The following is a 25,573-nucleotide window of genomic DNA, read 5'->3' as shown; positions in this document are numbered from 1 at the left end:
ATACCTGCCTGTCACGCAGGGGGTCGCGGGTTCGAGTCCCGTCCGTTCCGCCACTATTCAGAAGGCCTGAATCAAAAATGATTCAGGCCTTCGTCGTTTCTGCGTCTGCAAATCTTCTTTATCCGCCCCCCTGTCTTTATTAACAAAAAATTAATATCTGTGGTGCAATTAATTAACATTTGATCAGTGATAGTGCACAATTTGCACCGTATTTGTGCATTTTGCCACCGATTGTCTTTTTGGCAGCGGAGCAGATGTGTAATTTTGTAAAAAATAATTCACAGAAAATCATTCGCTTATCTACAGTCCTTCAGAAAGTTCATGAACCAATGCTTTATTGGTTCGTTTATTGCTTAATCATTAGCACGGTAAGTAGTACGTCATATCAATAACTTATCGTTAATAAAAATAAAGTAATGATGATAGCGAGCGAACCAATATGGAAAAACCGTCACGGTTTCTGGCCAATTCCAGCACCGCGCTTGAGCAGCTGCGCGGACTGATCAACCAGCATGAGTCAACACCAGGCACTCCGCTGCCCACTGAACGTGAGCTGTCGGAGACTCTCGGCGTAGGACGACGTGAAGTACGTCGTGCGCTGGATGTGCTGGAAGAGGAGGGGCGGATCTGGCGTAAACAGGGCAAAGGGACCTTTATAGGCCCGTCTGCACCTGTTGAACCTCTGGCCCTTCAGGGATTGGTTCAGCAAACCAACCTTCTGGAAGTCATGGAAGCTCGTCTTCAGCTCGAACCGGGCTTAGCCCGGCTTGCGGCACTGCGTGCCACCAGGGAAAACCTCGCGCTTATGCAGCGCATGCTGGAACGCATTGATAAGGTCAGCCCGGACGACCGCGATCTCAACGAACTCTGGGATAGCGCATTTCACCGCGCCATTGCCGAGGCTGCCGGTAATCGCCTGATGCTTGGCCTGTTTGATGCCATTGATGCCGTCAGACGTGAACCGGGCTGGCAGCATTTGCGCGAATTAGCCCGTACACCCGAGCGGGTTGATCACTATAACGACCACCATCAAAAAATCATGTCTGCGATTATCCATCGCCAGCCTAATGAAGCAGCGGCCGCCATGCGCGAACACCTGCTTAGCCTGCAGTCAGCCCTGATTCAGGCTATTCACCTTGAGGACGACTTCACGCTATGACGACGATCCCGTTTAAGGACCCCACGCCTGTACTGCGGCTGCAAAATCTTAACGTAACGTTCGCCGGCTCTCCGGTGAGCGTGCTTGATGGTATTTCACTGACGGTCAACGCGGGAGAAACGCTGGCGCTGGTGGGGGAATCCGGCTGCGGGAAAAGTATCACCTCATTAGCGCTGATGGGCTTACTGCCCGCCAGCGCACAGATCGTCAGCGGCGAGATGCAGTTCCGTCGTCACGACTTACGAAAGCTTTCACCGCGGGAATATGCCGATCTTCGCGGCAGCGAACTGGCAATGATTTTCCAGGAGCCAATGACCTCGCTCAACCCTGCCTTCACGCTGGGAGACCAGCTCAGTGAAGCGGTGATGCGCCATCAGAAACTTTCTCGTGCAGAGGCGATGAAGGTTGCGCTGCAGATTCTGGAGAAGGTGCAGATCCCGGCAGCAGAAATGCGCCTGAAAGCGTATCCGCACCAGCTTTCCGGGGGGATGCGTCAGCGCGTGATGATTGCGATGGCGCTGATTAACCATCCACGTTTGCTGATTGCCGACGAGCCGACAACCGCGCTGGATGTGACCATTCAGGCGCAGATCCTCGCGCTGCTTAATACCCTCAAAGAAGAGACCGGTACGGCGGTGTTAATGATCACCCACGATCTGGGGGTGGTGGCGGAAGTCGCGCAGCAGGTGGCGGTAATGTATGCCGGACAGGTGGTAGAGCAGGGGAGCGTGGAGGCCATTTTTGCCGACCCGCAACACCCGTACACCATAGGACTGATGGGCTCGATTCCGTCCCTCGGCGCACGTAAAGGCGCGCTTTCCACTATTCCCGGTGCCGTTCCGCTGCCGGAATCCATGCCCAAAGGGTGCCGATTCGCTACCCGCTGCCCCTTCGCGCAAACGCGGTGTCATGACGAAAAGCCGTCGCTGACGGCGATGGGGACCGACCATCAGGTGGCCTGCTTCCGTGTACCGCTGGAACAACATATTGCGCTGGGAGAAATTGCATGACGACGCCCATTCTTGAAGCCCGGGACCTGAGCAAGCTTTTTCCCGGCCCTAAAAAACTGTTTACCCCAGCACGTTTTGTCACCGCGGTCGATCGCGTCTCCCTTTCCGTCATGCCTGGTGAAACGCTGGCGATTGTGGGCGAGTCCGGATCCGGAAAATCGACGCTGGCCCGTCTTCTTCTGCGGCTGCTGGCGGCCAGCGAAGGACGCGTATTTTATCAGGGTGAAGAGATCACTCATGCCTCGGGTGCGCGTCTGAACCAGCTGCGGCGGGAGCTGCAGATCATCTTTCAGGATCCTTTCGCATCGTTAAACCCGCGCATGACGGTCGAGCAGATCGTCGGTGAGCCGCTGTGGCTACACCAGTCGATGAAGAAAACCGACAGGCAATATCGGGTGGCGGAGCTGCTTAAAACTGTAGGGCTGCCAGCGGCCTGGGCACAACGTTATCCGCACGAATTTTCCGGAGGGCAGCGTCAGCGAATTGGTATTGCGCGTGCGCTGGCCTCCGGTCCAAAGCTGTTGCTCGGGGACGAGCCGGTCTCCGCGCTGGATGTCTCGGTTCAGGCGCAGGTGGTCAACCTGCTGGAAAGCCTGAAGCACCAGCTGGGTCTGACAATGGTGATTGTCGCCCATGGCCTGGCGGTGATTCGCCATATGAGTGACCGCGTGGCGGTGATGTATCTCGGGCAAATTGTTGAGCTTGCGACCGTCGACGAAATCTTTGATGCCCCGCTACACCCCTATACGCAGGCGTTAATCGCCTCCGCCCCCCAGATGCAGCCAGGCGCGCCGCGGGTGGCACCTCTGCTTCAGGGGGATTTACCGAACCCGGCCAGCCCACCGTCAGGCTGCCGTTTCCATACCCGTTGTCCGTATGCCACGGATGAATGTCGCCAGGTCGAGCCGATCAATCAGGTGCTGGACGGGGGACGCCAGATTGCCTGCCATCGCTGGCAGGAGATTAACCGCGATCGCAGTGTTATCCAGATAGCACCGCCATCCGCAGCCTTTCTGCGCCGCCGCGCGCTGTTTGAACACGCGGCCACTCACTCCTCCCTTCCTTCAAGGAACTCATGATAATGACAATGCGTAATTCTCTTTTGACCGTACTGGGAAGTGTTATGTTGCTTGGCGCGGCGCTGCCCGCCCATTCTGAAAGCGTACTGCGAATTGGTCTGGGGGCGGATCCGGATATGCTCGATCCGCATCTGGCGCGCACCTATTACGGCCGTTTCGTCTTTGCGTCTCTGTGCGACCGGCTGGTGGACGTGGATGAGCATCTGAAAGTGGTTCCCGGCCTGGCGAAATCGTGGGCCTGGAGTGACGACGGCAAAACGCTGACCATGGATCTGCGTGAAGGTGTGACCTTCCATGACGGTGAAAAATTTGACGCCGCCGCGGCAAAATACAACCTCGACCGCGCGCTGACGTTAAAAGGTTCGCTGCGTAAAAGTGAAATCTCGTCCGTTGAGTCCGTTGAGGTGACAGGCCCGATGCAGATTGCCCTGCATCTGAAAACACCTGATGCCGCACTGCTGATGCAGCTTACCGATCGCGCCGGGGCGATGATGGCACCCGACGCCGCGAAAAAGCCTGACTTTGCCGCCCATCCGGTCTGCTCTGGCCCCTATAAGTTCGACAGCCGCGTCTCACAGGACCGTATCGTTCTGACGCGTTTTGACAACTACTGGAACAAAGGCGCTTACCATTTCGACAAAATTATCTATCTGCCGATCCCGGATGCTTCCGTGCGTCTGGCTAACCTGCGTGCAGGGGATCTTGATCTGACGGAAGGCATTGCCGCAAGCGACGTTAAAACCGTAGAAGCCGACAGCAAACTGGCGCTGGCGAAGGTGACCGGTCTGGGTTATCAGGGCATTACCTTCAATATCAATAACGGCAAGGTCCCGGCGAACGATCCGTTTAAGGATGCCCGCGTGCGTGAGGCATTTTCTCAGGCAATCGATCGCGATGCGTTAAATCAGGTGGTCTTCGAGGGACTGTACACCCCGGCAAACCAGGCGTTTTCTACCGTAAGTCCGTATCACGTTAACCTGCCGGTGCCACCACGCGATGTCGACAAAGCCAAAGCGCTGTTGAAAGCGGCAGGCGTCACTACGCCGCTGAATGTCAATCTGCTGGTGCCCAACAACCCAACTTCACAGCAGGTCGGTCAGGTACTGCAGGCGATGGTCGCAGAGGCTGGCTTTAACCTGAACCTGCAAATGACCGAGTTCGCCACGCTGCTCGACCGTCAGCAAAGCGGTGATTATCAGCTGAGCTTCTCTGGCTGGTCGGGTCGTCCGGATCCGGATGGCAGCATCTACGGCTTCATTAACAGCAAAGGCACCCTTAACGACGGTCGCTACAGTAACGCGCAGGTGGATGAATGGCTGACGCAGGCGCGCCTGAGCAACGACAAAGCCGTCCGTCAGCCGCTGTACGACAAGGTGGTGAAACAGCTGCAGACGGATATGCCCATTGCCTACCTCTATTTTGAACCGCGTATTTTTGGTCTGAACAAGAGCGTGCAGGGCTTTAAACCGTATCCGGACGGCATTGTGCGTCTGGCTGGTCTGACGCTGGCGAAATAACTGGCCTGAGGAGAACCCATGCTGGAACTGATTTGCAAACGTCTGCTGCTGGCCATCCCGACCTTACTGCTGGTGAGCATGATGGTGTTCGGCCTGCAAAAACTGCTGCCCGGCGATCCGCTGATCGCCATGGCCGGGGAGGAGCGCGATCCGGCGGTGATCGCCCAGCTGCGTGCTGAGCTCAATCTCGATGCGCCCATCCCTGTGCAGTACTTCAACTGGCTGACGCGCGCGCTGCAGGGCGATCTTGGTGTCTCCTTACGCACTCACGAGCCGGTCACCCAGCTCATTGCCAGCAAACTGCCGGTGACGCTGGAGCTGTCGCTGCTGGCGATGATCATCGCGCTGGTGTTTGGCATCAGCATGGGGATCCTCGCGGCGGTCAACAAAAACAGCTGGGTCGATCACGGTGCCAACTTTGTGGCGATCTCGGGGATCTCGATACCGCATTTCTGGCTCGGGATCCTGTTGATTCTGGTCTTCTCGGTCAATCTGCAATGGCTGCCAGCGTCGGGTTTCGTGCCGTTTAGTGAAGATCCGATCCAGAACCTGCGTACGCTGTTGTTGCCTGCCTCGGTACTGGGAACGGGGCTGGCGGCCACGCTGATGCGCCATACCCGCGCCTCCATGATCGCGGTAATGAAGGCCGATTACATCCGCACCGCACGGGCTAAAGGGCTGTTGCCAAACGCGGTGATTTTAAAGCATGCGTTTCGCAATGCGCTGGTTCCGGTGATCACCCTGACCACGCTGCTGTTCGGCGAACTGCTGGGGGGCGCGGTACTGACCGAACAGGTCTTCACCATTCCAGGGTTCGGCAAGATGATCGTCGATTCGGTCTTTAACCGTGACTATGCGGTGGTGCAGGGGGTGGTGCTTATCGTGGCGATCGGTTTCCTGCTGCTGAACCTGCTGGCCGACGTGCTTTACGTTCTTATCAACCCGAAAATGCGAGGTTAAGCATGGCGGAACTGACAACTCAAACCATTGCCGCGGTTCAGCCCCGAGCGCAGAACCGGGTACTGAAGAAATTTCTCGCCAATAAAAGCGCGGTGATGGGTGCCGTAGTGGTGGGCTTTTTTGTGCTGGTGGCACTGCTGGCACCGTGGATCGCGCCTTTTGATCCGGTGAAAGCCAATTTCCTGGCGGTGCGTAAAGCGCCTTCGGTGATGTACTGGTTTGGGACCGATGAACTGGGCCGCGATATTTTGTCCCGCATTATCTGGGGGGCGAGAACGTCGTTGATGGCTGGCTGTATGTCGGTGGTGATCGCCGTGGTCATTGGCGTTCCGCTGGGGCTGGTGGCGGGTTACTTCCAGAAGATGTGGGACGGCGTGATCTCGCGTTTTATTGAAGCGCTGCTGGCTTGTCCGTTCCTGATCATGGCGATCGCGCTCGGGGCGTTCCTGGGCCCAAGCCTGACCAACGCCATGATCGCCATTGGCCTCTCCGCAATGCCGATCTTCGCCCGCCTGACGCGCGGCCAGGTGATTGCCATTCGCAACGAAGAGTATATCGACGGCGCGAGGGCGATTGGCCTGCCGGATCGCTGGATCATCATTAAGTATGTGCTGCCCAATGTGATGTCTCCGATTCTGGTGCAGGCCACGCTGGCCATTGCCTCGGCAATCATTGCTGAAGCCAGTCTGTCATTTCTGGGGTTAGGCCAGCAGCCGCCGAACCCGTCATGGGGCTCAATGCTTAATACCGCGAAAAGTTTCCTTGAGCAGGCTCCATGGATGTCTGTATTCCCCGGTGTGGCGATTTTTCTTGCCGTGCAGGGCTTTAATTTACTCGGCGACGGGCTGCGCGATGCGCTCGATCCGCGCCATGACTAAGGAGTCATGATGACCAGAGCGCTTGATTTCACTTCCGGTTACGATTCACGACGCCCGCCGATGATGGGCCACAACGCCGTGGCGACATCTCAGCCGCTGGCGGCCCAGGCGGGAATGAAAATGCTGCAGCTCGGCGGGAACGCGGTTGATGCGGCGGTTGCAACCGCCATGGCGTTGACGGTGGTTGAACCCACCGGCAACGGTATTGGCAGCGATGCCTTTGCCATCGTCTGGGATGGTGAAAAACTCCACGGCCTGAACGCCTCTGGCCGCTCGCCTGCCAGCTGGCACGCGGATCTGTTTGCCGGGAAAACCGCGGTGCCAGAAATTGGCTGGGACGCCGTCACCGTGCCGGGTGCGGTATCGGGCTGGGTGGCGCTGGCAGAACGTTTTGGCACGCTGCCGCTTACTACGCTGGCGCAACCGGCCATCGAGTATGCGCGTAACGGTTTTCCGGTCTCCCCGTTGATTGGCCATCTCTGGCAGCGGGGTTATAACAAGCTCAAAGATCAGCCAGGCTTTAGCGCCTGCTTTGCTCCGGAAGGGCGTGCTCCCCGGGTTGGCGAGATCTTCCGTAACCCGGCGCAGGCTCATTCGCTGGAGCTGATTGCCAGAACCAACGGTGAAGCGTTTTACCGCGGCGAGCTGGCGCAGAAAATTGCCGCTTTCGCGAAAGAACATGGCGCGCACCTGACGGCAGAGGATTTGGCCAATCATCGTGTGGACTGGGTAGAACTGCTGTCGCGTGATTTTGCCGGTGGTTCAGTGCAGGAGCTGCCGCCAAACGGGCAGGGCATCGCCACGCTGATTGCGCTCGGTATTCTGGAGCAGTGTGGAATTGAAAAACATCATCCGGATTCCGTGCAGTCGCTTCATCTGTCTATTGAAGCGATGAAACTGGCGCTGGCGGATCTCGATCGCTACGTCGCTGATGAAGAACACATGGAGTTCGCGGCCCAGGCGTTGCTGAGCGATCGTTATCTGGCGTCCCGCGCGGCGCTTATCGACCCCGATAACGCCTCCGATTTCGTCTACGGTTCGCCGACGCAGAGCGGCACGGTCTACCTGAGCGCTGCAGATTCCAGCGGTATGATGATCTCCTTTATTCAGTCCAACTATATGGGCTTTGGATCCGGGATTGTGGTGCCGGAGACCGGGATCAGTCTGCAAAACCGCGGCTGTGGCTTTGTGCTGGATCCAAACCATCCGAATGCGCTGGCGGGCAGTAAGCGTCCGTTCCACACCATCATTCCGGGCTTTGCGATGGACGGCAACGGTAAACCGCTGATGTCCTTTGGCGTCATGGGCGGCCCAATGCAGGCGCAGGGGCATATGCAGATGGCGCTGCGCATCATGCTGCACGGGCAAAACCCACAGGCGGCAATTGATGCGCCTCGCTGGCGCGTGGTGCAGGGCAGGGAAGTGATCGTCGAATCGACGTTCGATCGCAATACTATCGCCGCACTGCGTGAGCGCGGGCACCAGATCGTGGTGGAAGATCCGCTCCAGGATTACAACTTCGGCGGCGCGCAGGTGATTTATCGTATGCCGGAAGGGCATTATGTGGCGGCGACAGAGAGCCGCAAAGACGGGCAGGCGCTGGTGAGTTAATGATGTCCCCTCCCTCTACCTGTGAGAGGGAGGGGAAACCGTTATCCAATGCTAAAGGGATCCGCATCCTGCCAGGCCGGAAACTTCTCGCGATATTCCTTCAGGGCCGTTAGTGACAATTCAGCATCAATGCGCGTTGCCTGATGCGGCTCTGCGGTGGCAATAATTTCACCCTGCGGGTTCACCACCCGGCTATCCCCCCGATAATGATGCCCGTTGCCATCGGTCCCCACGCGGTTACAGCCGACCACATACGCCTGGTTTTCAATGGCGCGTGCGACCAGCAGCGACTGCCAGTGCAGGGAGCGCGGGGCAGGCCAGTTGGCGACATACAGCGCCAGGTCGTAATCGTTGCGGTTGCGTGACCACACCGGGAAGCGCAGGTCGTAGCAAACCAGCGGCAGAATACGCCAGCCGCGCCATTCGAACACCACGCGCGCATCACCCGCTTCATAGTGATGATGTTCATCTGCCATGCGGAACAGGTGGCGTTTATCATAGAAATGCACTTTCCCTTCCGGCTCGACCAGCAGGAAGCGGTTGACCGGCCCGCGTTCGGTTTGCAGCGCAGCGCTGCCGGCAATCAGCGCATTGGTTTGCTGCGCTTTGGCGTGCATCCAGGCGACCACCTCTTGCTGTGGCATTGACTGTTGCGCCGCTTCCATGGCGAAGCCGGTAGTGAACATCTCCGGCAGGACAATCACATCACGCCCGGTAATGCCTTCCAGTTGACGATCAAAGTGGCGCAGGTTGGCAGGGCCGTCCATCCACACTAAAGGTTGCTGCAAAATCGAAATCTTCAGACCAGGCACAATTCAGACTCCTCAAACGACCACTTTTTGACACTGTAGCACGACATAAAGAGAAAATGTGGCAATAAAAAACCCCGCGCGTGGCGGGGTTTGTAGAAGCGAAACGCGTTATGCAGCTTCAGGTTTGCGGACCTTCTCCGGCAGCTTTACCGGCTGTGTCGCCAGCTCATCCGGGTCGAAATCATCCACGTTAATGCTGCGCAGACGGCTCTCTTCGGCTTTCACCAGCAGAGCGGCTTCATCATTGTTGATGATCCCGCCCGTCAGGGCCTGTTTCGCCAGTTCATCCAGGCGGGTGAACGGCAGGTTTTTGCCCAGCTGTTTGCAGATCTTCTGGTGGATGGGATCGGCAGCCATCACGTCCAGCAGCGCTTCTTCCAGCAGACCAACCGGGTTATGCGGCGTGGGAGCCAGATACTGACCGCGGCCGATACGGGAACGGGTTGCGCTCGGTACCTGCAGGATCTTCGCCACTTTGTGATCCAGTTTGTCAGACGGCGCCAGATGATGACGACCGGTCGGGAAGATCACCACGCGAAGGGCACCTGCAACAAAGCGGTTCGGGAAGTTCGCCAGCAGATCGTCAATGGCCTGTTCCGCCTGATACATCGCATCCTGAACACCCCAGTGAACCAGCGGCAGATCGGCTTCCTGACGGCCTTCATCGTCGTAGCGTTTCAGGACCGCAGAGGCGAGGAAGATTTGGCTCAGCACATCACCCAGACGGGCAGAGATACGCTCACGACGCTTCAGGCTACCGCCCAGCACCGCCATAGAAACATCTGACAGCAGAGCGAGGTTGGCGCTCAGGCGGTTAAGATGCTGGTAATAACGCTTGGTCGCATCACCGGTTGGCGTGGCGCTGGTAAGACCGCGCGTCAGACCCAGCCAGAAGCTGCGTACTTTATTACTGCCCACGTGACCGATATGTTTGAACAGCAGCTTGTCGAAGGCATCCACGTCGTTATTCTGCGCGGCGGCCATCTCTTCCAGCACATAAGGATGGCAACGGATTGCCCCCTGGCCGAAGATCATCATGCTGCGGGTCAGGATGTTTGCCCCTTCAACGGTGATGGCAATCGGTGCGCCCTGGTAGCCGCGCGCCAGGAAGTTGCCCTCGCCGAGCATAATGCCTTTACCGCCCGCGATATCCATTGCATCAATGATTGACTGCTGTGCGCGGTGGGTACAGTGATACTTCACGATAGCTGACAGCACGGCCGGTTTTTCGCCCAGCATAATGCCGTAGGTAATCAGGGAGGCGGCAGCATCCATCACGTAGGCGTTACCTGCGATACGTGCCAGCGGCTCTTCGATCCCTTCCATCTTGCCGATAGAGATTTTGAACTGACGGCGGATATGGGCGTATGCACCAATCCCCATCGCGACAGATTTCAAACCACCGGTCGAGTTCGACGGCAGGGTAATACCACGGCCAACCGACAGACATTCCACCAGCATGCGCCAGCCCTGACCGGCCATTTTTGGACCACCGATGATGTAATCAATCGGTACAAAGATATCCTTGCCGCGGGTTGGGCCGTTCTGGAACGGTACGTTCAGCGGGAAGTGGCGACGACCAATTTCAACGCCTGGGGTTGAGGTTGGGATCAGCGCGCAGGTAATGCCCAGATCTTCTTCACCGCCCAGCAGTTTTTCCGGATCGGAGAGCTTAAAGGCCAGGCCCAGCACGGTCGCGATAGGGGCGAGCGTAATATAACGTTTGTTCCAGGTCAGGCGCATACCCAGCACCTGTTGGCCCTGCCATTCACCCATGCAGACGACACCGGTATCCGGGATCGCACCCGCATCGGAGCCCGCTTCCGGGCTGGTCAGCGCGAAGCATGGAATTTCCTGGCCGCGTGCCAGACGCGGCAGGTAGTGATCTTTCTGCTCTTCGGTACCGTAGTGTTGCAGCAGTTCACCCGGGCCTAACGAGTTCGGCACGCCAACGGTGATCGCCAGGATCCCGGAAACGCCTGCCAGTTTTTGCAGGACGCGGGCCTGAGCGTAAGCGGAAAACTCCAGACCGCCGTACTCTTTCTTAATGATCATCGCGAAGAAGCGGTGTTCTTTCAGATACGCCCACAGTTCTGGCGGCAGGTCCGCCATTTCATGGGTAATCGCGAAGTCATTTGCCATGCGGCACGCTTCTTCCACCGGACCATCAATAAAGGCCTGTTCTTCAGCGGTCAGACGCGGTTGCGGATAATTGTGCAGCTTTTTCCAGTCCGGGTTGCCCTGGAACAGGTCGCCTTCCCACCAGGTGGTACCGGCATCAATCGCTTCTTTCTCCGTACGCGACATGGGCGGCATCACTTTGCGGAAGCCTTTGAACACCGGCGCGGAGATCATCGATTTACGCATCGGCGTAAAGTTAAGCGGCAGAAGAATGATAGCCAGCGGGACTAAAAGCCAGATATTCCACAGGCCAGCGACGCCAAGCGCAGCCGTCCAGGCCAGCAGAATCAGACTGCTCAGGAATAAACTCACCCGGTGATAGAACAGCACACCGAGCAGAACAACGGTTGCGAGAATGCTCAAAATCATCATAAAGAAAAGCTCCCTTTCTTGTAGGAGGTCTGACCACTTGTGATGATATGGTTGTAGTTGATGTTATTTCCTTTAGCAATGTGTTTACAAAATAATTACAACCTGGTTCACATTGTTCAGGTTTAAGCCGGCACGAAAACGCAAAACGCCAGACGATTCGCATGGCTTTAGCTTCTCGCTTTTCCCGCTATCCGGTACACTCCACTGTGTTATTTCATCAATACTGAAGGATTATCCTCATGTACCAGGATCTTATTCGTAACGAACTGAACGAAGCGGCGGAAACGCTGGCTAACTTTCTGAAAGATGATGCCAATATTCACGCTATTCAGCGCGCAGCGGTCCTGCTGGCCGACAGTTTCAAAGCCGGCGGTAAAGTGCTCTCCTGTGGTAACGGTGGTTCCCATTGTGATGCGATGCACTTTGCAGAAGAGCTGACCGGGCGTTATCGTGAAAACCGTCCGGGCTACCCGGCGATTGCGATTTCCGATGTGAGCCACATTTCCTGCGTCAGTAACGATTTTGGTTATGACTATATCTTCTCTCGCTACGTCGAAGCCGTGGGCCGTGAAGGTGACGTGCTGCTGGGTATTTCGACGTCCGGAAACTCGGCTAACGTGATCAAAGCGATTGCCGCAGCGCGTGAAAAAGGGATGAAAGTCATCACCCTGACCGGTAAAGATGGCGGTAAGATGGACGGTACGGCGGATATCGAAATCCGTGTTCCACACTTCGGTTATGCTGACCGCATTCAGGAAATTCACATCAAAGTGATCCACATCCTGATCCAGCTGATCGAAAAAGAGATGGTTAAGTAAGACTTCGCTGGGGGCATGATTGCCCCCGCTGTTGTGGAGGTGATGTATGTGCGAATTGCTCGGGATGAGCGCCAATGTGCCAACCGATATCTGCTTTAGCTTCACCGGGCTCGTTCAGCGCGGCGGGGGCACCGGGCCGCATAAAGACGGCTGGGGCATTACCTTCTACGAAGGCAAAGGATGTCGCACATTCAAAGATCCCCAGCCCAGCTTTAATTCCCCGATTGCCAGACTGGTGCAGGACTATCCCATTAAGTCCCGCTCGGTGATTGCCCACATCCGTCAGGCAAACCGTGGGGAAGTGGCGCTGGAAAATACCCACCCGTTCACCCGCGAGCTGTGGGGCCGTCACTGGACCTACGCGCACAATGGCCAGCTCTCCGGCTATAAGTCGCTGGAGACGGGCAATTTCCGTCCGGTCGGTGAGACCGACAGCGAAAAAGCGTTTTGCTGGCTGCTGCACAAGCTGACGCAGCGTTATCCGCGCACGCCCGGCAACATGACCGCCGTCTTCAAATACATTGCGTCGCTGGCATCAGAACTGCGTGAGAAGGGCGTGTTCAACATGCTGCTGTCTGACGGGCGTTATGTGATGGCGTTCTGTTCGACCAATCTGTTCTGGATCACGCGCCGCGCGCCGTTTGGCGTCGCCAAGCTGCTCGATCAGGATGTGGAAATTGATTTTCAACGAGAGACCACACCGAATGATGTGGTCACAGTGATCGCGACCCAGCCGCTGACGGGCAACGAAACCTGGCAAAAGATTATGCCAGGCGAGTGGGTCTTATTTTGTCTCGGGGACCGAGTAGTTTGATGCCAGCTGCGGCTGGACGACTTCGTGGCTCAGCGGCTTGCTGACCACATAGCGGCCATCGACAACCGAGACAACCGGCGGCTTGTGCGTCTGCTCAAAGTAGTCGTAACCCGGTTTCAGCTGTTTCCAGAAATCCGCGTAGTAGGAATACTTGTGACGCGCCATGTTGGCATCGGTCATGCGGAACGGGTAGATGCTGACCTGAACGTTCGGCTGACCAAAGACCAGTGCGCCGGTGACAAACTGGAAAATCTCATCAATGCCGGTATCGGTCATCGCATAACAGCCGATAGACACGCATGCACCGTGGATCATCAGGTATTTGCCTTCATAACCGTGGGCACGGTCATAGGCGTTCGGGAAGCCAATGTTAATGGCTTTATAGAAGCGGCTGTCAGGTTTTAGCTGGCTACGCTGAACGTTGTAAAACCCTTCCGGACTTTTGAAATCGCCCTGACGCTGTTTTGGCCCCAGACCACCGGAGTAGTTACAAATCTTGTAACTATCAAGCAGCTGATATGTCTCGCCCATTTTTACAAACAGATCGAGTGTGCGTTCTTCCTTGAAGATTTGAATATAAACCGGTGATCCCATTAACTGCTGTTTATATTCTTTGCTGACCGGCGTGGTTGAGCTATTGCTGCTGAGCAGCCCGGCAAACGATACGCACGGAATCAGGAGCATCGCAATGAACAATGCGATTTTACGCATACTACTAGTTCCTTGATAAAACTAAGACCAAATTGCCAGGACGGCAAAAGAGACCCGAAATCAGATTATTCTGTTAGGTGCGCTCACATTAGCACCGCCATAGATTTTCGCAAGAGCCGGACGGTGAGTTTACAAATTAGTTTTACTTTATAAACCATCAAAATCGCGTTGGCTCCAGGAACTTTGCGTAATACCTCGCACTTTAGCGCCTGCAACCGAGGTTTTGGTGCCCGAAAAACAGCGAAAATGGTACACTTCGCCCCCTCTGGATTGAAGTTCATGGAAGCTTGCTAACCACATGTTTAAAATCAGAAAAGGACTTGATCTGCCGATTGCAGGCGTGCCCGAGCCGCACGTTTCGCCTGGCGCAAGTGTCCGCCATGTCGCCATTTTGGGCGATGACTACCTGGGAATGCGTCCCTCAATGCTGGTGCAGGAAAGCGATCGCGTCATTAAAGGACAGGCGCTCTTCGAGGACAAAAAAAATCCTGGCGTTATGTTTACGGCCCCCGCGAGCGGTACCGTGGTGGCAATCAATCGCGGTGAACGTCGCGTCCTGCAGTCGGTGGTTATCCGTATTGAAGGCGACGAACAACGTGAGTTTTCCCGTTTCGACGCAGCAGACCTCGCTGCCCTGAGCCGGGAAGCCGTTCAGGCACAACTGCTGGCGTCCGGCTTGTGGACGGCGTTTCGCACGCGACCTTTCAGCAAATCGCCTGTTCCGGACACGCTTCCGGCCGCTATTTTCGTCACCGCCATTGATACCAACCCGCTCAGCGCGGACCCGGAGCCCATTATTCTGGCGCAGCGTAACGCGTTTGATGCCGGGCTAACCGTGTTAACCCGTCTGACTTCGGGGAAGGTCCACGTCTGTCAGGCGGGCGGCGGCAAACTCGGGGGCCATCCGCAGGGGCAAGTTACGTTTAATGCGTTTGCAGGTCCGCACCCGGCGGGGTTAGTCGGAACGCATATCCACTTCCTGGAGCCGGTGAGCCTGACGAAACAGGTCTGGCATCTGAATTATCAGGACGTGATTGCCATTGGTAAGCTCTTTACCACCGGTGAACTGTGCGCTGAACGGGTGATCGCCCTCGGCGGGCCACAGGCAGCAAATCCACGCCTGGTGAAAACGCTGATGGGTGCGGACATTAATGAACTGCTTGCCGGTGAAACGAAAGAGGGTGAAAACCGCCTGATTTCTGGCTCGGTGCTCAGTGGCCGTCATGCGGCTGACGCGCAGGCGTATCTTGGGCGCTTCCACCTGCAGGTCAGTGTGGTTCTGGAAGGTCGCGAGAAAGAGCTGTTCGGCTGGGTTCTGCCGGGCGCTGAGAAGTATTCAGTGACCCGCACTACCCTTGGGCACTTCCTGCGTCGCAAACTCTTTAATTTCTCGACCAGCACCCACGGCGGAGAGCGCGCCATGGTTCCGATTGGCAACTACGAGCGAGTTATGCCGCTGGATATTCTGCCAACTCTGCTGCTGCGCGATCTGCTGGCCGGTGACACCGACAGTGCCCAGGCGCTGGGGTGCCTCGAGCTTGACGAAGAAGATCTGGCGCTCTGTACCTATGTCTGTCCGGGAAAATACGAATATGGACCGGTATTGCGCGAGGTGTTAACCCGCATTGAGCAGGAAGGATAACTGATGGGCTTAAAACACCTCTTTGAAAAAATAGAGCCGCACTTTACGCACGGGAAGCTCAGGAAGTACTACCCGCTGTATGAAGCAACGGCGACTATTTTCTACACGCCGGGGCTGGTCACAAAAGGGGCGGCACACGTTCGCGATGCTATCGACCTCAAACGAATGATGATTCTGGTCTGGTTTGCGGTCTTCCCGGCCATGTTCTGGGGTATGTACAACGTTGGCCTGCAGACCATTCCGGCGCTGCATCATTTATATGATGCCCCACAGCTGGCTCAGGTTATCCAGTCGGACTGGCACTACCGCCTGGCTCAGACGTTAGGCGTCAGCTTTGCAGCCGATGCCGGCTGGATAAGCATGATGACGCTGGGAGCCGTATTCTTCCTGCCAATCTACATCACGGTGTTTATCGTGGGGGGCTTCTGGGAAGTGCTGTTCGCCATCATTCGCAAACATGAGATCAACGAAGGCTTCTTCGTGACGTCGATTCTGTTTGCCCTGATTGTTCCACCGACGTTGCCGCTCTGGCAGGCGGCACTGGGGATCAGTTTTGGCGTGGTGATTGCCAAGGAGATCTTCGGTGGCACCGGGCGCAACTTCCTCAACCCGGCACTGGCCGGGCGAGCTTTCCTGTTCTTTGCGTATCCGGCGCAAATCTCGGGCGACCTGGTGTGGACGGCCGCGGATGGGTTCTCGGGTGCGACGCCGCTTTCGCAGTGGGCCGCGCACGGGGGCGAAACGCTGGTTAACAACGCCACGGGTCAACCCGTGACCTGGCTGGATGCCTTTATTGGCAACATTCCCGGCTCTGTTGGGGAAGTTTCCACGCTGATGATTTTACTCGGTGGCGCCATCATTCTTTTCGGACGCGTCGCGTCGTGGCGCATTGTCGCAGGGGTAATGATTGGCATGGTGTTAACAGCCACGATGTTTAATTTCATCGGTTCCGCCACCAACCCGATGTTCTCCATGCCCTGGTACTGGCATCTGGTGCTGGGTGGGTTCGCTTTCGGCATGATGTTCATGGCCACCGATCCTGTCTCTGCGTCCTTTACCGACAAAGGTAAATGGAGCTATGGCGTGCTCATTGGTGCGATGTGTGTCCTGATTCGTGTGGTCAACCCGGCTTATCCGGAAGGGATGATGTTGGCCATTCTGTTTGCCAATCTGTTTGCGCCGCTCTTTGACTATCTGGTCGTGCGCGCCAACATTAAGCGGAGGAAAGCGCGTGGCTGAAAGCAAGAATAACGACAGCATCGGCAAAACGCTGCTGGTGGTGCTGGTCCTTTGCCTGGTCTGTTCCATTGTCGTGGCCGGCTCTGCCGTGGGATTAAAACCACGGCAACAGGAGCAGCGTGCGCTGGATAAACAACGCAACATCCTGGCTGTGGCCGGGTTAATGCAGGAAGGGATGAGTACAGACGACGTGGCTGAACTCTTCGCGGAGCGCATTTCGGCGCGTCTGGTGGATTTAAAAACCGGCCAGTTGCTGGATAAAGACCCGACGAAATTTAACCAGGCACTGGCACTGAAAGACCCTGAGATGAGCCTGACGCTGGAGGCATCGCAAGATCCCGCTGGCATCAAGCGTCGCAGTAACCTCGCCGAAATTTACCTTGTGCGCGATGAGCAGAAGCGGGTGCAGGAGATCGTGCTGCCGATATACGGCAACGGGCTATGGTCGATGATGTACGCCTTTGTGGCACTCGATACGGATGGTCGCACGGTGAAAGGGATTACCTATTATGACCAGGGCGAAACGCCGGGGCTCGGCGGTGAGGTTGAAAACCCTAACTGGCGCGCGCAGTTTGTCGGCAAGAAAGTGCTCGACGATAACGGCCTGCCTGCCCTGAAGGTGATGAAAGGGGCTGCGCGTCCGGGTGACGAATATGCCGTAGACGGGCTTTCCGGGGCAACGCTCACGTCAAAAGGGGTGCAGCACAGTTTTGATTTCTGGATGGGCGAGCTGGGCTTTGGTCCTTTCCTGAAAAACGTACGTGAAGGAGCGCTGAACAATGGCTGATACGGGTGAACTGAAAGAAGTCAAAAAGGTGCTCATTGGCCCGCTGCTGGCGAATAACCCTATTACCTTACAGGTACTGGGCGTCTGTTCGGCGCTGGCGGTCACGACAAAACTGGAAACCGCGCTGGTTATGACCGTCGCGGTCACGCTGGTGACGGCATTTTCCAGCATGTTTATCTCCATGATCCGCCACCACATCCCGAATAGCGTGAGGATCATTGTGCAGATGGCGATCATCGCGTCGCTGGTGATCGTGGTCGATCAGCTACTGCGTGCTTTCGCGTATGAAACGTCAAAACAGCTCTCGGTGTTTGTCGGCCTGATTATCACCAACTGCATCGTGATGGGGCGTGCCGAAGCTTATGCAATGAAAATGCCTCCGCTGGCGAGCTTTATGGACGGGATCGGTAACGGTCTCGGTTACGGCGTTATCCTGCTGACCGTTGGGTTCCTGCGCGAGCTGATTGGCAGCGGTAAGCTGTTTGGCGTCACGGTGCTGGACACGGTACAAAACGGCGGCTGGTATCTGCCAAACGGACTCTTCCTGCTGGCCCCAAGCGCATTTTTCATTATCGGTTTGCTGATCTGGCTGATTCGTACCCTGAAGCCAGAACAGCAGGAAAAGGAGTAACCGACGATGGCTCATTATCTGAGTTTATTTGTGCGCGCGGTGTTTGTTGAAAACATGGCACTCGCGTTTTTCCTGGGCATGTGTACGTTTCTTGCCGTTTCCAAAAAGGTATCGACGGCATTTGGTCTGGGTGTTGCGGTCACGGTGGTGCTCGGCTTATCTGTACCGATTAACAACCTGGTGTACAACTTTGTGCTGCGCGACGGTGCGCTGGTAGACGGTGTCGATCTCAGCTTCCTGAACTTCATCACCTTTATCGGTGTGATTGCGGCGCTGGTACAAATCCTGGAGATGATCCTCGACAGGTATTTCCCGTCGCTATACAACGCGCTGGGGATTTTTCTGCCGTTGATCGCGGTGAACTGCGCCATCTTTGGTGGCGTCTCGTTTATGGTTCAGCGTGATTACAACTTCAGTGAATCCGTTGTGTATGGTTTCGGCTCCGGCATCGGCTGGATGCTGGCTATCGTCACCATGGCGGGGATCCGCGAAAAAATGAAATATGCCAATGTGCCTGCGGGGTTACGTGGCTTAGGGATCACCTTTATCACCACCGGCCTGATGGCGCTGGGCTTTATGTCCTTCTCCGGTGTGCAGCTATAAGGGCTAACAGATGGAAATTATTCTTGGCGTGGTGATGTTCACGCTGATTGTACTGGTGTTGTCAGGGCTGATTCTGGCGGCACGCGCGAAGCTGGTGAATTCCGGCGACGTGGTGATTGATATCAACGGTGAGCCGCAAAACCAGATCCGCACGCCGGCGGGGGATAAACTGCTCAATACGCTCTCCGGTAACGGAATCTTTGTCTCCTCAGCCTGCGGTGGCGGTGGCTCCTGCGGTCAGTGCCGCGTCACGGTGAAAGAGGGGGGCGGGGATATTCTGCCCACTGAGCTGGCGCATATCACGAAGCGTGAGGCGAAAGAGGGCTGCCGTCTGGCCTGCCAGGTCGCGGTGCGCCAGGACATGAAAATTGAGCTGCCGGAAGAGATCTTCGGGGTCAAAAAATGGGAGTGCGAAGTTATCTCTAACGATAACAAAGCGACTTTCATTAAAGAGCTGAAGCTGCGCGTGCCGGAAGGGGAAGATGTTCCGTTCCGGGCTGGGGGATACATCCAGATTGAGTGCCCGGAGCACACCGTGGCGTATACGGACTTCGACGTTCCGGATGAGTACCGTGCCGACTGGGACAAATTCAATCTTTTCCGTTTTGTGTCTGACGTTAAAGAACCGACGCTTCGCGCCTACTCAATGGCCAACTACCCGGACGAGAAGGGCATCATTATGCTCAACGTGCGTATCGCCACGCCGCCGCCGAATGTGCCTGATGCACCCCCGGGCGTGATGTCGTCGTATATCTGGTCCCTGAAACCGGGAGATAAGGTGACCATCTCCGGTCCGTTTGGCGAGTTCTTTGCTAAAGAGACCGAGGCTGAAATGGTCTTTATCGGTGGTGGCGCGGGCATGGCACCGATGCGTTCGCACATTTTTGACCAGCTCAAGCGCCTCGGAAGCAAGCGCAAAATCAGCTTCTGGTACGGGGCACGCTCGCTGCGAGAGATGTTCTATGATGATGAGTTTGAGCAACTGGCGCGTGAAAACCCAAACTTCACCTTCCATGTGGCCCTCTCCGATCCGCAACCGGAAGATAACTGGACCGGCCACACGGGGTTCATCCACAACGTGCTTTATGAAAACTACCTCAAGCAGCATCCTGCGCCAGAGGATTGCGAATTTTACATGTGTGGGCCGCCAGTGATGAACGCTGCAGTCATTAAGATGCTAAAAGATCTGGGTGTGGAAGATGAGAACATCCTGCTGGATGACTTCGGGGGGTGATGATGCTGACGTTTCTGGCAACTTTCGCGGTTTTTTTGCTTGTTGTACTCGGCATGTCTCTGGGCTGGATCATAAAGCGTAAAAGCATTCAGGGCAGCTGTGGTGGTATCTCCGCGCTCGGGATGGAAAAAGTGTGCGACTGCCCCGAACCCTGCGACGCCCGTAAAAAACGCATGGCGCGCGAGGCCCGGCGGATCCTGTAGTGAGTCCGGTGTTTCCCCTCTTCCTGGAGGAGAGGGGAAACACACTTCTCAACTCTCATTTCTTTACTGTATACTTATCCAGTGATGAGTGAGGGCTTACTATGCGCAAAATTATCCATGTCGATATGGACTGCTTTTTTGCCGCAGTGGAAATGCGTGACAATCCGGCGCTGCGGGATATACCTATTGCGATTGGCGGTAGCCGTGTCCAGCGCGGTGTGATCAGCACCGCCAACTACCCTGCGCGCAAATTTGGCGTGCGCAGCGCTATGCCAACTGCCATGGCGCTAAAGCTGTGCCCTCATCTCACGCTGTTGCCCGGCCGATTTGAAGCCTACAAAGAAGCCTCCCTGCATATCCGCGAGATCTTCTCTCGCTATACCTCGCTGATTGAACCTCTGTCACTGGACGAAGCCTACCTGGATGTCACTGACAGCCTGCACTGCCACGGCTCCGCAACGTTAATGGCGCAGGAGATCCGCCGGACTATCTTTAACGAGCTCAATCTGACCGCTTCCGCGGGCGTCGCACCGGTGAAATTTCTCGCCAAAATAGCGTCTGATTTGAATAAACCCGATGGTCAGTACGTCATCACTCCGGAAGAGGTTCCGGCGTTTTTAAAAACGCTGCCGCTCGGCAAAATCCCCGGCGTGGGGAAAGTGTCTGCTGCAAAGCTGGAAAGTATGGGATTACGGACCTGTGAAGATGTACAGCGAAGCGATCTGGCCATGCTGCTTAAGCGTTTCGGTAAGTTTGGTCGCGTGCTGTGGGAGCGCAGTCAGGGAATTGATGAGCGCAGCGTGAGCAGTGAGCGGCTGCGTAAATCGGTCGGGGTTGAACGCACGCTGATGGAAGATATCCATGACTGGTCCGAGTGTGAAGTCATTATCACTGACCAACTTTATCCCGAACTGGAGCGGCGGTTAGCGAAAGTAAAACCCGATCTGCTGATTGCCCGTCAGGGCGTTAAGCTGAAGTTTAATGATTTCCAGCAGACGACGCAGGAGCATGTCTGGCCGCGACTGAATAAAGACGATCTTATCGCCACCGCGAGAAAAGCCTGGGAAGAGCGGCGGGCAGGGCGGGGAGTGAGGTTGGTGGGGTTACACGTGACGCTGCTGGACCCGCAACTGGAGCGGCAGCTGGTATTGGGGTTATAGCAGGCGGATTTGTCAGCCCGGCAGGCAACGTGCTACCGGGCATCATACGGCGAATTACTTAGCAGGGATCGCTTTCAGCAGTTCAGTCAGCAGAGTCCAGTAATGACCCACGCTTTCAATATGAACCTGCTCATCCGGCGAGTGCGGACCGGTAATGGTTGGCCCGATAGACACCATGTCCATGTTCGGATACGGTTTCTTGAACAGACCACACTCCAGACCGGCGTGGATCACCTGAATGTTCGGGGTACTGTTGAACAGACGTTGGTAAGTTTCACGCACCAGCGCCATCACCGGCGAACTGGCATCCGGCTGCCAGCCTGGGTAGCTACCTTTTGCGGAGGTGCGTGCACCCGCCAGTTTACCCAGAGACTCCAGCATGCTCACCACATACTCTTTACCGCTGTCGATAAGCGAGCGGATCAGGCAGATGATCTCCGCGCTGTCATCGCTCATGGTGACCACGCCCACGTTCAGGGAGGTTTCAACCACGCCTTTCGCGACGTCTGAGTTACGAATCACGCCGTTTGGCGTCGCGTTCAGCAGCTGAACGAAGGCGTCACGAGACGGGGAGGTCAGCGCCGCTTTGTCGGTAGTCACGGACTCGAGCACCACGGTCAGGTTCTTCTCTTTCGCTGACAGTTCGTTTTTCAGGATATCCAGGTACACGCTGGAAAGCTTTTTCAGCTCGTCAGCTTTTGCAGCGGGTACTGCCACGGTCGTGAAGGCTTCACGCGGAATGGCATTGCGCAGTGTGCCGCCGTTGAAATCCACCAGACGCAGATCCAGCTCAGCCGCGTGGCCAGCCAGGAAGCGTGCCAGCAGTTTGTTGGCGTTGCCCAGACCCAGGTGAATATCACCACCGGAGTGACCGCCTTTCAGCCCTTTCAGCGTCAGCTTGAAGGTCTGGAAACCAGCAGGGATCGCTTCGCGGGACAGTGGCAGGGTCGTGATGAAATCAATCCCGCCGGCGCAGCCCATGTAGATCTCACCCTCTTCTTCAGAGTCGGTGTTGATCAGAATGTCCGCCTGCAGCCAGTTCGCCTGCAGACCGAACGCGCCGTCCATGCCTGCTTCTTCCGTCATGGTCAGCAGCACTTCCAGCGGACCGTGCTCAACGCTGTCGTCCGCCAGGACCGCCAGAGCAGACGCCATGCCAATGCCGTTATCTGCACCAAGGGTCGTGCCGCGCGCTTTCACCCAGTCGCCATCGATGTAAGGCTGGATAGGGTCTTTGGTGAAGTCGTGAACGGTGTCGTTGTTTTTCTGTGGAACCATGTCCAGGTGCGCCTGCAGCACAACCGGTTTACGGTTTTCCATGCCTGCGGTCGCCGGTTTGCGGATCAGAATGTTGCCAACCTGGTCGCGTTCAGCATGCAGACCTTTTTCCTTCGCCCAGCCCATAATATGTTCGGCAAGCTGTTCTTCATGGTAGGAAGGGTGGGGAATGGAACAGATTTTGGCAAAAATATCCCACAGTGGCTGTGGAGATAATTGAGACAGTTCAGACACGATAAGTCTCCTTGTCGATGCCCTGCAAAGCGAGTTGCAGGTCACAGGGTTAGCAGGTTAATAGTTACCACAAGACAGGCTTGCGAGATGCAACTGAGAATACCACTTTCTCCGATGGCTGGTAGCATAAAGCATGTAAAAACTCAGGCTCCGGGCGCTAAACACTGGTTTTTAGTGCGTCAGATCTCTATAATCTCGCGCAACCTATTTCCCCCTCGAACACTTTTTAAGCCGTATACAAACAGGCTGGGACACTTCACATGAGCGAAAAATACGTCGTCACCTGGGACATGTTGCAGATTCACGCACGCAAACTGGCTGCGCGTCTGATGCCTTCCGAACAGTGGAAAGGCATTATTGCCGTCAGCCGTGGCGGTCTGGTACCGGGGGCGCTGCTGGCACGTGAGCTGGGTATTCGTCATGTCGATACCGTATGCATCTCCAGCTATGACCATGACAACCAGCGTGAGCTGACCGTGCTGAAACGTGCGGAAGGCGACGGTGAAGGCTTCATCGTTATCGACGACCTGGTTGATACCGGCGGTACCGCGGTGGCTATCCGCGAAATGTATCCAAAAGCCCACTTCGTCACCATCTTCGCGAAGCCAGCAGGCCGTCCGCTGGTTGACGATTACGTGATTGATATCCCTCAGGATACCTGGATTGAACAGCCATGGGATATGGGCGTGGTATTCGTACCGCCAATCTCTGGTCGTTAATTCTCTTACGCATTTATTTAACGCCCGGTGATACCGGGCGTTGTTTTTTTTAGTCTGACGCGCGTTACAATGGTCTCTATATGACGTATTCATGGAGGCAACGTAATGACGCAGGCGAATCTCACCGAGACTCTCTTCAAACCCCGTTTCAAACATCCTGAAACGTCGACGCTGGTACGCCGGTTTAATCCGGGAACCATGCCTGCCGTCCAGTCTGCATTAGACGGTAAAAACGTGCCCCACTGGTACCGCATGATTAACCGTCTGATGTGGATCTGGCGCGGTATTGATCCCCGTGAAATCCTTGATGTGCAGGCGCGTATCGTGATGAGCGAAGCCGAGCGCACCGACAGTGAACTCTACGATACGGTCGTGGGTTATCGCGGGGGAAACTGGATCTACGAATGGTCTAAACAGGCGATGCTCTGGCAGCAAAAAGCCAGCCAGGAAGAGGACGCCACGCTCAGCGGCAAACACTGGCTGCATGCGGCCAACCTCTATGCTATTGCCGCATACCCGCATTTGAAAGGTGATGAGCTGGCCGAGCAGGCTCAGGCGCTGGCGAATCGCGCCTACGAAGAGGCCGCTCAACGCTTACCGGGCCGGATGCGCGAGCTGGAGTTTACCATCCCGGGTGGCGCGCCCGTCACCGGGTTCCTGCATATGCCAGAAGGCGAAGGCCCGTTCCCGACTGTTCTGATGTGCGGCGGGCTGGATTCACTGCAAATCGACTATTACAGCCTGTATGAGCGTTACTTCGCACCAAAAGGGATCGCGATGCTGACGCTGGATATGCCCTCAATTGGCTTTTCATCCAAATGGAAACTGACTCAGGACTCGAGTCTTCTGCACCAGCATGCATTAAAAGCGCTGGAAAACATTCCATGGGTTGACCACACGCGTGTTGCTGCATTTGGCTTCCGCTTTGGCGCCAACGTCGCCGTACGTCTGGCTTACCTTGAAGCTTCACGCCTGAAGGCCGTCGCCTGTCTCGGCCCGGTGGTGCACGCTCTGCTCAGCGATCCGACCCGGCAGGGCCGCGTGCCGGAAATGTACCTTGATGTGTTGGCCAGCCGCCTTGGCATGCATGATGCATCAGACGAAGCGCTGCGCGTTGAACTCAATCGTTACTCGCTAAAAACGCAGGGGTTGCTGGGACGGCGTTGCCCTACGCCGATGATGTCAGGGTACTGGAAAAACGATCCCTTCAGTCCCGAAGAGGAGTCACGCTTAATCACTTCGTCATCTGCGGATGGCAAATTGCTTGAGGTACCGTTCAGCCCGGTGTACCAGAATTTTGACAAAGCATTGAGAGAGATCACACGCTGGATCGCGCAGAGATTGTGTTAATAGATTGCTAAATTTTGCTGGTTTGGTAAAACAGTGGCTTCACAAAAGGAGATCGCAATGACGTTACCGAGTGGACACCCGAAAAGTAGACTGATCAAGAAGTTTATGGCTCTCGGCCCGTATATTCGAGAAGAGCAGTGTGAAGAAAATCGCTTTTTTTTCGACTGCCTGGCTGTATGCGTCAACGTGAAGCCTGCACCCGAAAAACGTGAATTCTGGGGCTGGTGGATGGAAATGGAAGCGGAAGAAAAACGTTTTACGTATAGCTACCAGTTCGGCCTGTTTAATAAAGACGGCTACTGGCAAACAGCCCCCATCAAAGACCAGGAAGTGATCGACCGCCTGGAGCATACTTTGAAAGAGTACCTCGAAAAGGCAAGAGCACTGCTGGCCACCCTGGATCTGAAGCTTGAACCCGCGGATAACTTTTCCAGCGAAGCGGTTAAGCTGACGGCGTAATCGCGATATTTCTCCCTCTCTCTTCGCGAGGGATGGGGTGAGGGCAGTAAACCCGACCCCCTCCAGGCAAAAAAAATCCCGGCATCTGCGCCGGGATTTTTTATTTCAACAA

The 25,573-nt window shown here is 55.9% G+C and carries 24 protein-coding genes; 20 read left to right on the top strand and 4 right to left on the bottom strand.

The window, feature by feature from the left end; all coding sequences use genetic code 11:
* The first annotated feature begins 439 nt into the window (after positions 1 to 439).
* From QLG09_RS19655 to QLG09_RS19625, 7 genes are read left to right on the top strand one after another with little or no spacing between them, the layout of a single operon-like run.
* Positions 440 to 1,159 carry a FadR/GntR family transcriptional regulator gene (locus tag QLG09_RS19655; protein ID WP_014168746.1) on the top strand — a complete coding sequence of 240 codons (720 nt, stop codon included), beginning with the start codon at positions 440 to 442 and terminating at the stop codon, positions 1,157 to 1,159.
* Entirely contained in the window at positions 1,156 to 2,169 is a 1,014-nt protein-coding gene (locus QLG09_RS19650) for an ABC transporter ATP-binding protein (protein WP_014168747.1), read from the top strand. The genes QLG09_RS19655 and QLG09_RS19650 overlap by 4 nt, the downstream gene beginning before the upstream one ends.
* Positions 2,166 to 3,248, top strand: a complete 1,083-nt coding sequence (locus QLG09_RS19645; protein ID WP_282489311.1) for an oligopeptide/dipeptide ABC transporter ATP-binding protein — start codon at positions 2,166 to 2,168, stop codon at positions 3,246 to 3,248. Before QLG09_RS19650 ends, QLG09_RS19645 begins: the two co-directional genes overlap by 4 nt.
* Before the next feature lie 2 nt (positions 3,249 to 3,250).
* Positions 3,251 to 4,765, top strand: coding sequence for an ABC transporter substrate-binding protein (locus QLG09_RS19640; RefSeq protein WP_020882796.1), 1,515 nt, complete (start codon positions 3,251 to 3,253; stop codon positions 4,763 to 4,765).
* An 18-nt stretch (positions 4,766 to 4,783) separates the two neighbouring features.
* Positions 4,784 to 5,725 carry an ABC transporter permease gene (locus tag QLG09_RS19635; protein WP_032677468.1) on the top strand — a complete coding sequence of 314 codons (942 nt, stop codon included), beginning with the start codon at positions 4,784 to 4,786 and terminating at the stop codon, positions 5,723 to 5,725.
* A 2-nt stretch (positions 5,726 to 5,727) separates the two neighbouring features.
* Positions 5,728 to 6,603 (top strand): ABC transporter permease, encoded by an 876-nt coding sequence (locus QLG09_RS19630; RefSeq protein WP_020882794.1) that lies wholly within the window; start codon positions 5,728 to 5,730, stop codon positions 6,601 to 6,603.
* 9 nt (positions 6,604 to 6,612) lie between these two features.
* Positions 6,613 to 8,214 (top strand): gamma-glutamyltransferase family protein, encoded by a 1,602-nt coding sequence (locus tag QLG09_RS19625; protein ID WP_282489312.1) that lies wholly within the window; start codon positions 6,613 to 6,615, stop codon positions 8,212 to 8,214.
* A gap of 41 nt (positions 8,215 to 8,255) precedes the next feature.
* On the opposite strand, the gene QLG09_RS19620 is transcribed toward QLG09_RS19625, so the two are convergent.
* The gene (locus tag QLG09_RS19620; protein ID WP_014168753.1) at positions 8,256 to 9,026 is read right to left on the bottom strand and encodes an amidohydrolase; all 771 of its coding nucleotides are present in this window, start codon (positions 9,024 to 9,026) and stop codon (positions 8,256 to 8,258) included.
* 108 nt (positions 9,027 to 9,134) lie between these two features.
* A complete protein-coding gene (gene fadE, locus QLG09_RS19615) occupies positions 9,135 to 11,579 on the bottom strand; it encodes an acyl-CoA dehydrogenase FadE (RefSeq protein WP_282489308.1) in 2,445 nt (814 codons plus the stop codon).
* A gap of 239 nt (positions 11,580 to 11,818) precedes the next feature.
* On the opposite strand from fadE, the gene lpcA reads away from it, so the two are divergent.
* Complete coding sequence (gene lpcA, locus QLG09_RS19610) at positions 11,819 to 12,397, top strand: D-sedoheptulose 7-phosphate isomerase (RefSeq protein ID WP_014168755.1); 579 nt, start codon at positions 11,819 to 11,821, stop codon at positions 12,395 to 12,397.
* A 46-nt stretch (positions 12,398 to 12,443) separates the two neighbouring features.
* Positions 12,444 to 13,211 (top strand): class II glutamine amidotransferase, encoded by a 768-nt coding sequence (locus QLG09_RS19605; protein WP_014168756.1) that lies wholly within the window; start codon positions 12,444 to 12,446, stop codon positions 13,209 to 13,211.
* Here QLG09_RS19605 and dpaA read toward each other — a convergent pair.
* Positions 13,182 to 13,922 carry a peptidoglycan meso-diaminopimelic acid protein amidase gene (dpaA, locus tag QLG09_RS19600; RefSeq protein ID WP_014168757.1) on the bottom strand — a complete coding sequence of 247 codons (741 nt, stop codon included), beginning with the start codon at positions 13,920 to 13,922 and terminating at the stop codon, positions 13,182 to 13,184. The two genes, QLG09_RS19605 and dpaA, sit on opposite strands and share 30 nt — an antisense overlap.
* A gap of 298 nt (positions 13,923 to 14,220) precedes the next feature.
* Between dpaA and QLG09_RS19595 the strand changes: the two genes are divergently transcribed.
* The 8 genes from QLG09_RS19595 to dinB all read left to right on the top strand — a co-directional run bounded on the left by QLG09_RS19595 (position 14,221) and on the right by dinB (position 21,421).
* Entirely contained in the window at positions 14,221 to 15,564 is a 1,344-nt protein-coding gene (locus tag QLG09_RS19595) for a Na(+)-translocating NADH-quinone reductase subunit A (RefSeq protein WP_282489307.1), read from the top strand.
* 3 nt (positions 15,565 to 15,567) lie between these two features.
* Complete coding sequence (locus tag QLG09_RS19590; RefSeq protein ID WP_020882790.1) at positions 15,568 to 16,803, top strand: NADH:ubiquinone reductase (Na(+)-transporting) subunit B; 1,236 nt, start codon at positions 15,568 to 15,570, stop codon at positions 16,801 to 16,803.
* Entirely contained in the window at positions 16,796 to 17,590 is a 795-nt protein-coding gene (locus tag QLG09_RS19585) for a Na(+)-translocating NADH-quinone reductase subunit C (RefSeq protein WP_079231381.1), read from the top strand. The genes QLG09_RS19590 and QLG09_RS19585 overlap by 8 nt, the downstream gene beginning before the upstream one ends.
* Positions 17,583 to 18,221, top strand: coding sequence for an NADH:ubiquinone reductase (Na(+)-transporting) subunit D (locus QLG09_RS19580; protein ID WP_025205100.1), 639 nt, complete (start codon positions 17,583 to 17,585; stop codon positions 18,219 to 18,221). The genes QLG09_RS19585 and QLG09_RS19580 overlap by 8 nt, the downstream gene beginning before the upstream one ends.
* 6 nt (positions 18,222 to 18,227) lie before the next feature.
* Positions 18,228 to 18,824 (top strand): NADH:ubiquinone reductase (Na(+)-transporting) subunit E, encoded by a 597-nt coding sequence (nqrE, locus tag QLG09_RS19575; RefSeq protein WP_014168762.1) that lies wholly within the window; start codon positions 18,228 to 18,230, stop codon positions 18,822 to 18,824.
* A 10-nt stretch (positions 18,825 to 18,834) separates the two neighbouring features.
* Positions 18,835 to 20,058, top strand: coding sequence for an NADH:ubiquinone reductase (Na(+)-transporting) subunit F (gene nqrF / locus QLG09_RS19570; RefSeq protein ID WP_025205098.1), 1,224 nt, complete (start codon positions 18,835 to 18,837; stop codon positions 20,056 to 20,058).
* Positions 20,058 to 20,261: a (Na+)-NQR maturation NqrM gene (gene nqrM, locus QLG09_RS19565; protein WP_020882787.1), complete on the top strand. Its 204-nt coding sequence runs from the start codon at positions 20,058 to 20,060 to the stop codon at positions 20,259 to 20,261. The genes nqrF and nqrM overlap by 1 nt, the downstream gene beginning before the upstream one ends.
* Before the next feature lie 101 nt (positions 20,262 to 20,362).
* A complete protein-coding gene (gene dinB / locus QLG09_RS19560) occupies positions 20,363 to 21,421 on the top strand; it encodes a DNA polymerase IV (RefSeq protein ID WP_014168765.1) in 1,059 nt (352 codons plus the stop codon).
* Between the two features lie 54 nt (positions 21,422 to 21,475).
* Here the strand turns inward: dinB and pepD are convergent, their stop codons facing one another.
* Positions 21,476 to 22,933, bottom strand: coding sequence for a cytosol nonspecific dipeptidase (pepD, locus tag QLG09_RS19555; RefSeq protein WP_025205094.1), 1,458 nt, complete (start codon positions 22,931 to 22,933; stop codon positions 21,476 to 21,478).
* 260 nt (positions 22,934 to 23,193) lie between these two features.
* Here pepD and gpt point away from each other — a divergent pair, with 260 nt between their 5' ends.
* From gpt to crl, 3 genes are all read left to right on the top strand, one after another.
* On the top strand, positions 23,194 to 23,652 hold the full coding sequence (gene gpt / locus QLG09_RS19550; RefSeq protein WP_010427903.1) for a xanthine phosphoribosyltransferase: 459 nt from the start codon (positions 23,194 to 23,196) through the stop codon (positions 23,650 to 23,652).
* 105 nt (positions 23,653 to 23,757) lie between these two features.
* On the top strand, positions 23,758 to 25,002 hold the full coding sequence (frsA, locus tag QLG09_RS19545) for an esterase FrsA (protein ID WP_014168767.1): 1,245 nt from the start codon (positions 23,758 to 23,760) through the stop codon (positions 25,000 to 25,002).
* Between the two features lie 57 nt (positions 25,003 to 25,059).
* Complete coding sequence (gene crl / locus QLG09_RS19540) at positions 25,060 to 25,461, top strand: sigma factor-binding protein Crl (protein ID WP_020882784.1); 402 nt, start codon at positions 25,060 to 25,062, stop codon at positions 25,459 to 25,461.
* The last annotated feature ends 112 nt before the right edge of the window (positions 25,462 to 25,573 follow it).

This window comes from Enterobacter sp. V89_11 (assembly GCF_029967775.1).
Classification (GTDB): Bacteria; Pseudomonadota; Gammaproteobacteria; order Enterobacterales; family Enterobacteriaceae; genus Enterobacter; species Enterobacter ludwigii.
The sequence above is the reverse complement of the archived record's forward strand: the minus strand, read 5'-3'. Positions and strand labels throughout refer to the sequence as shown.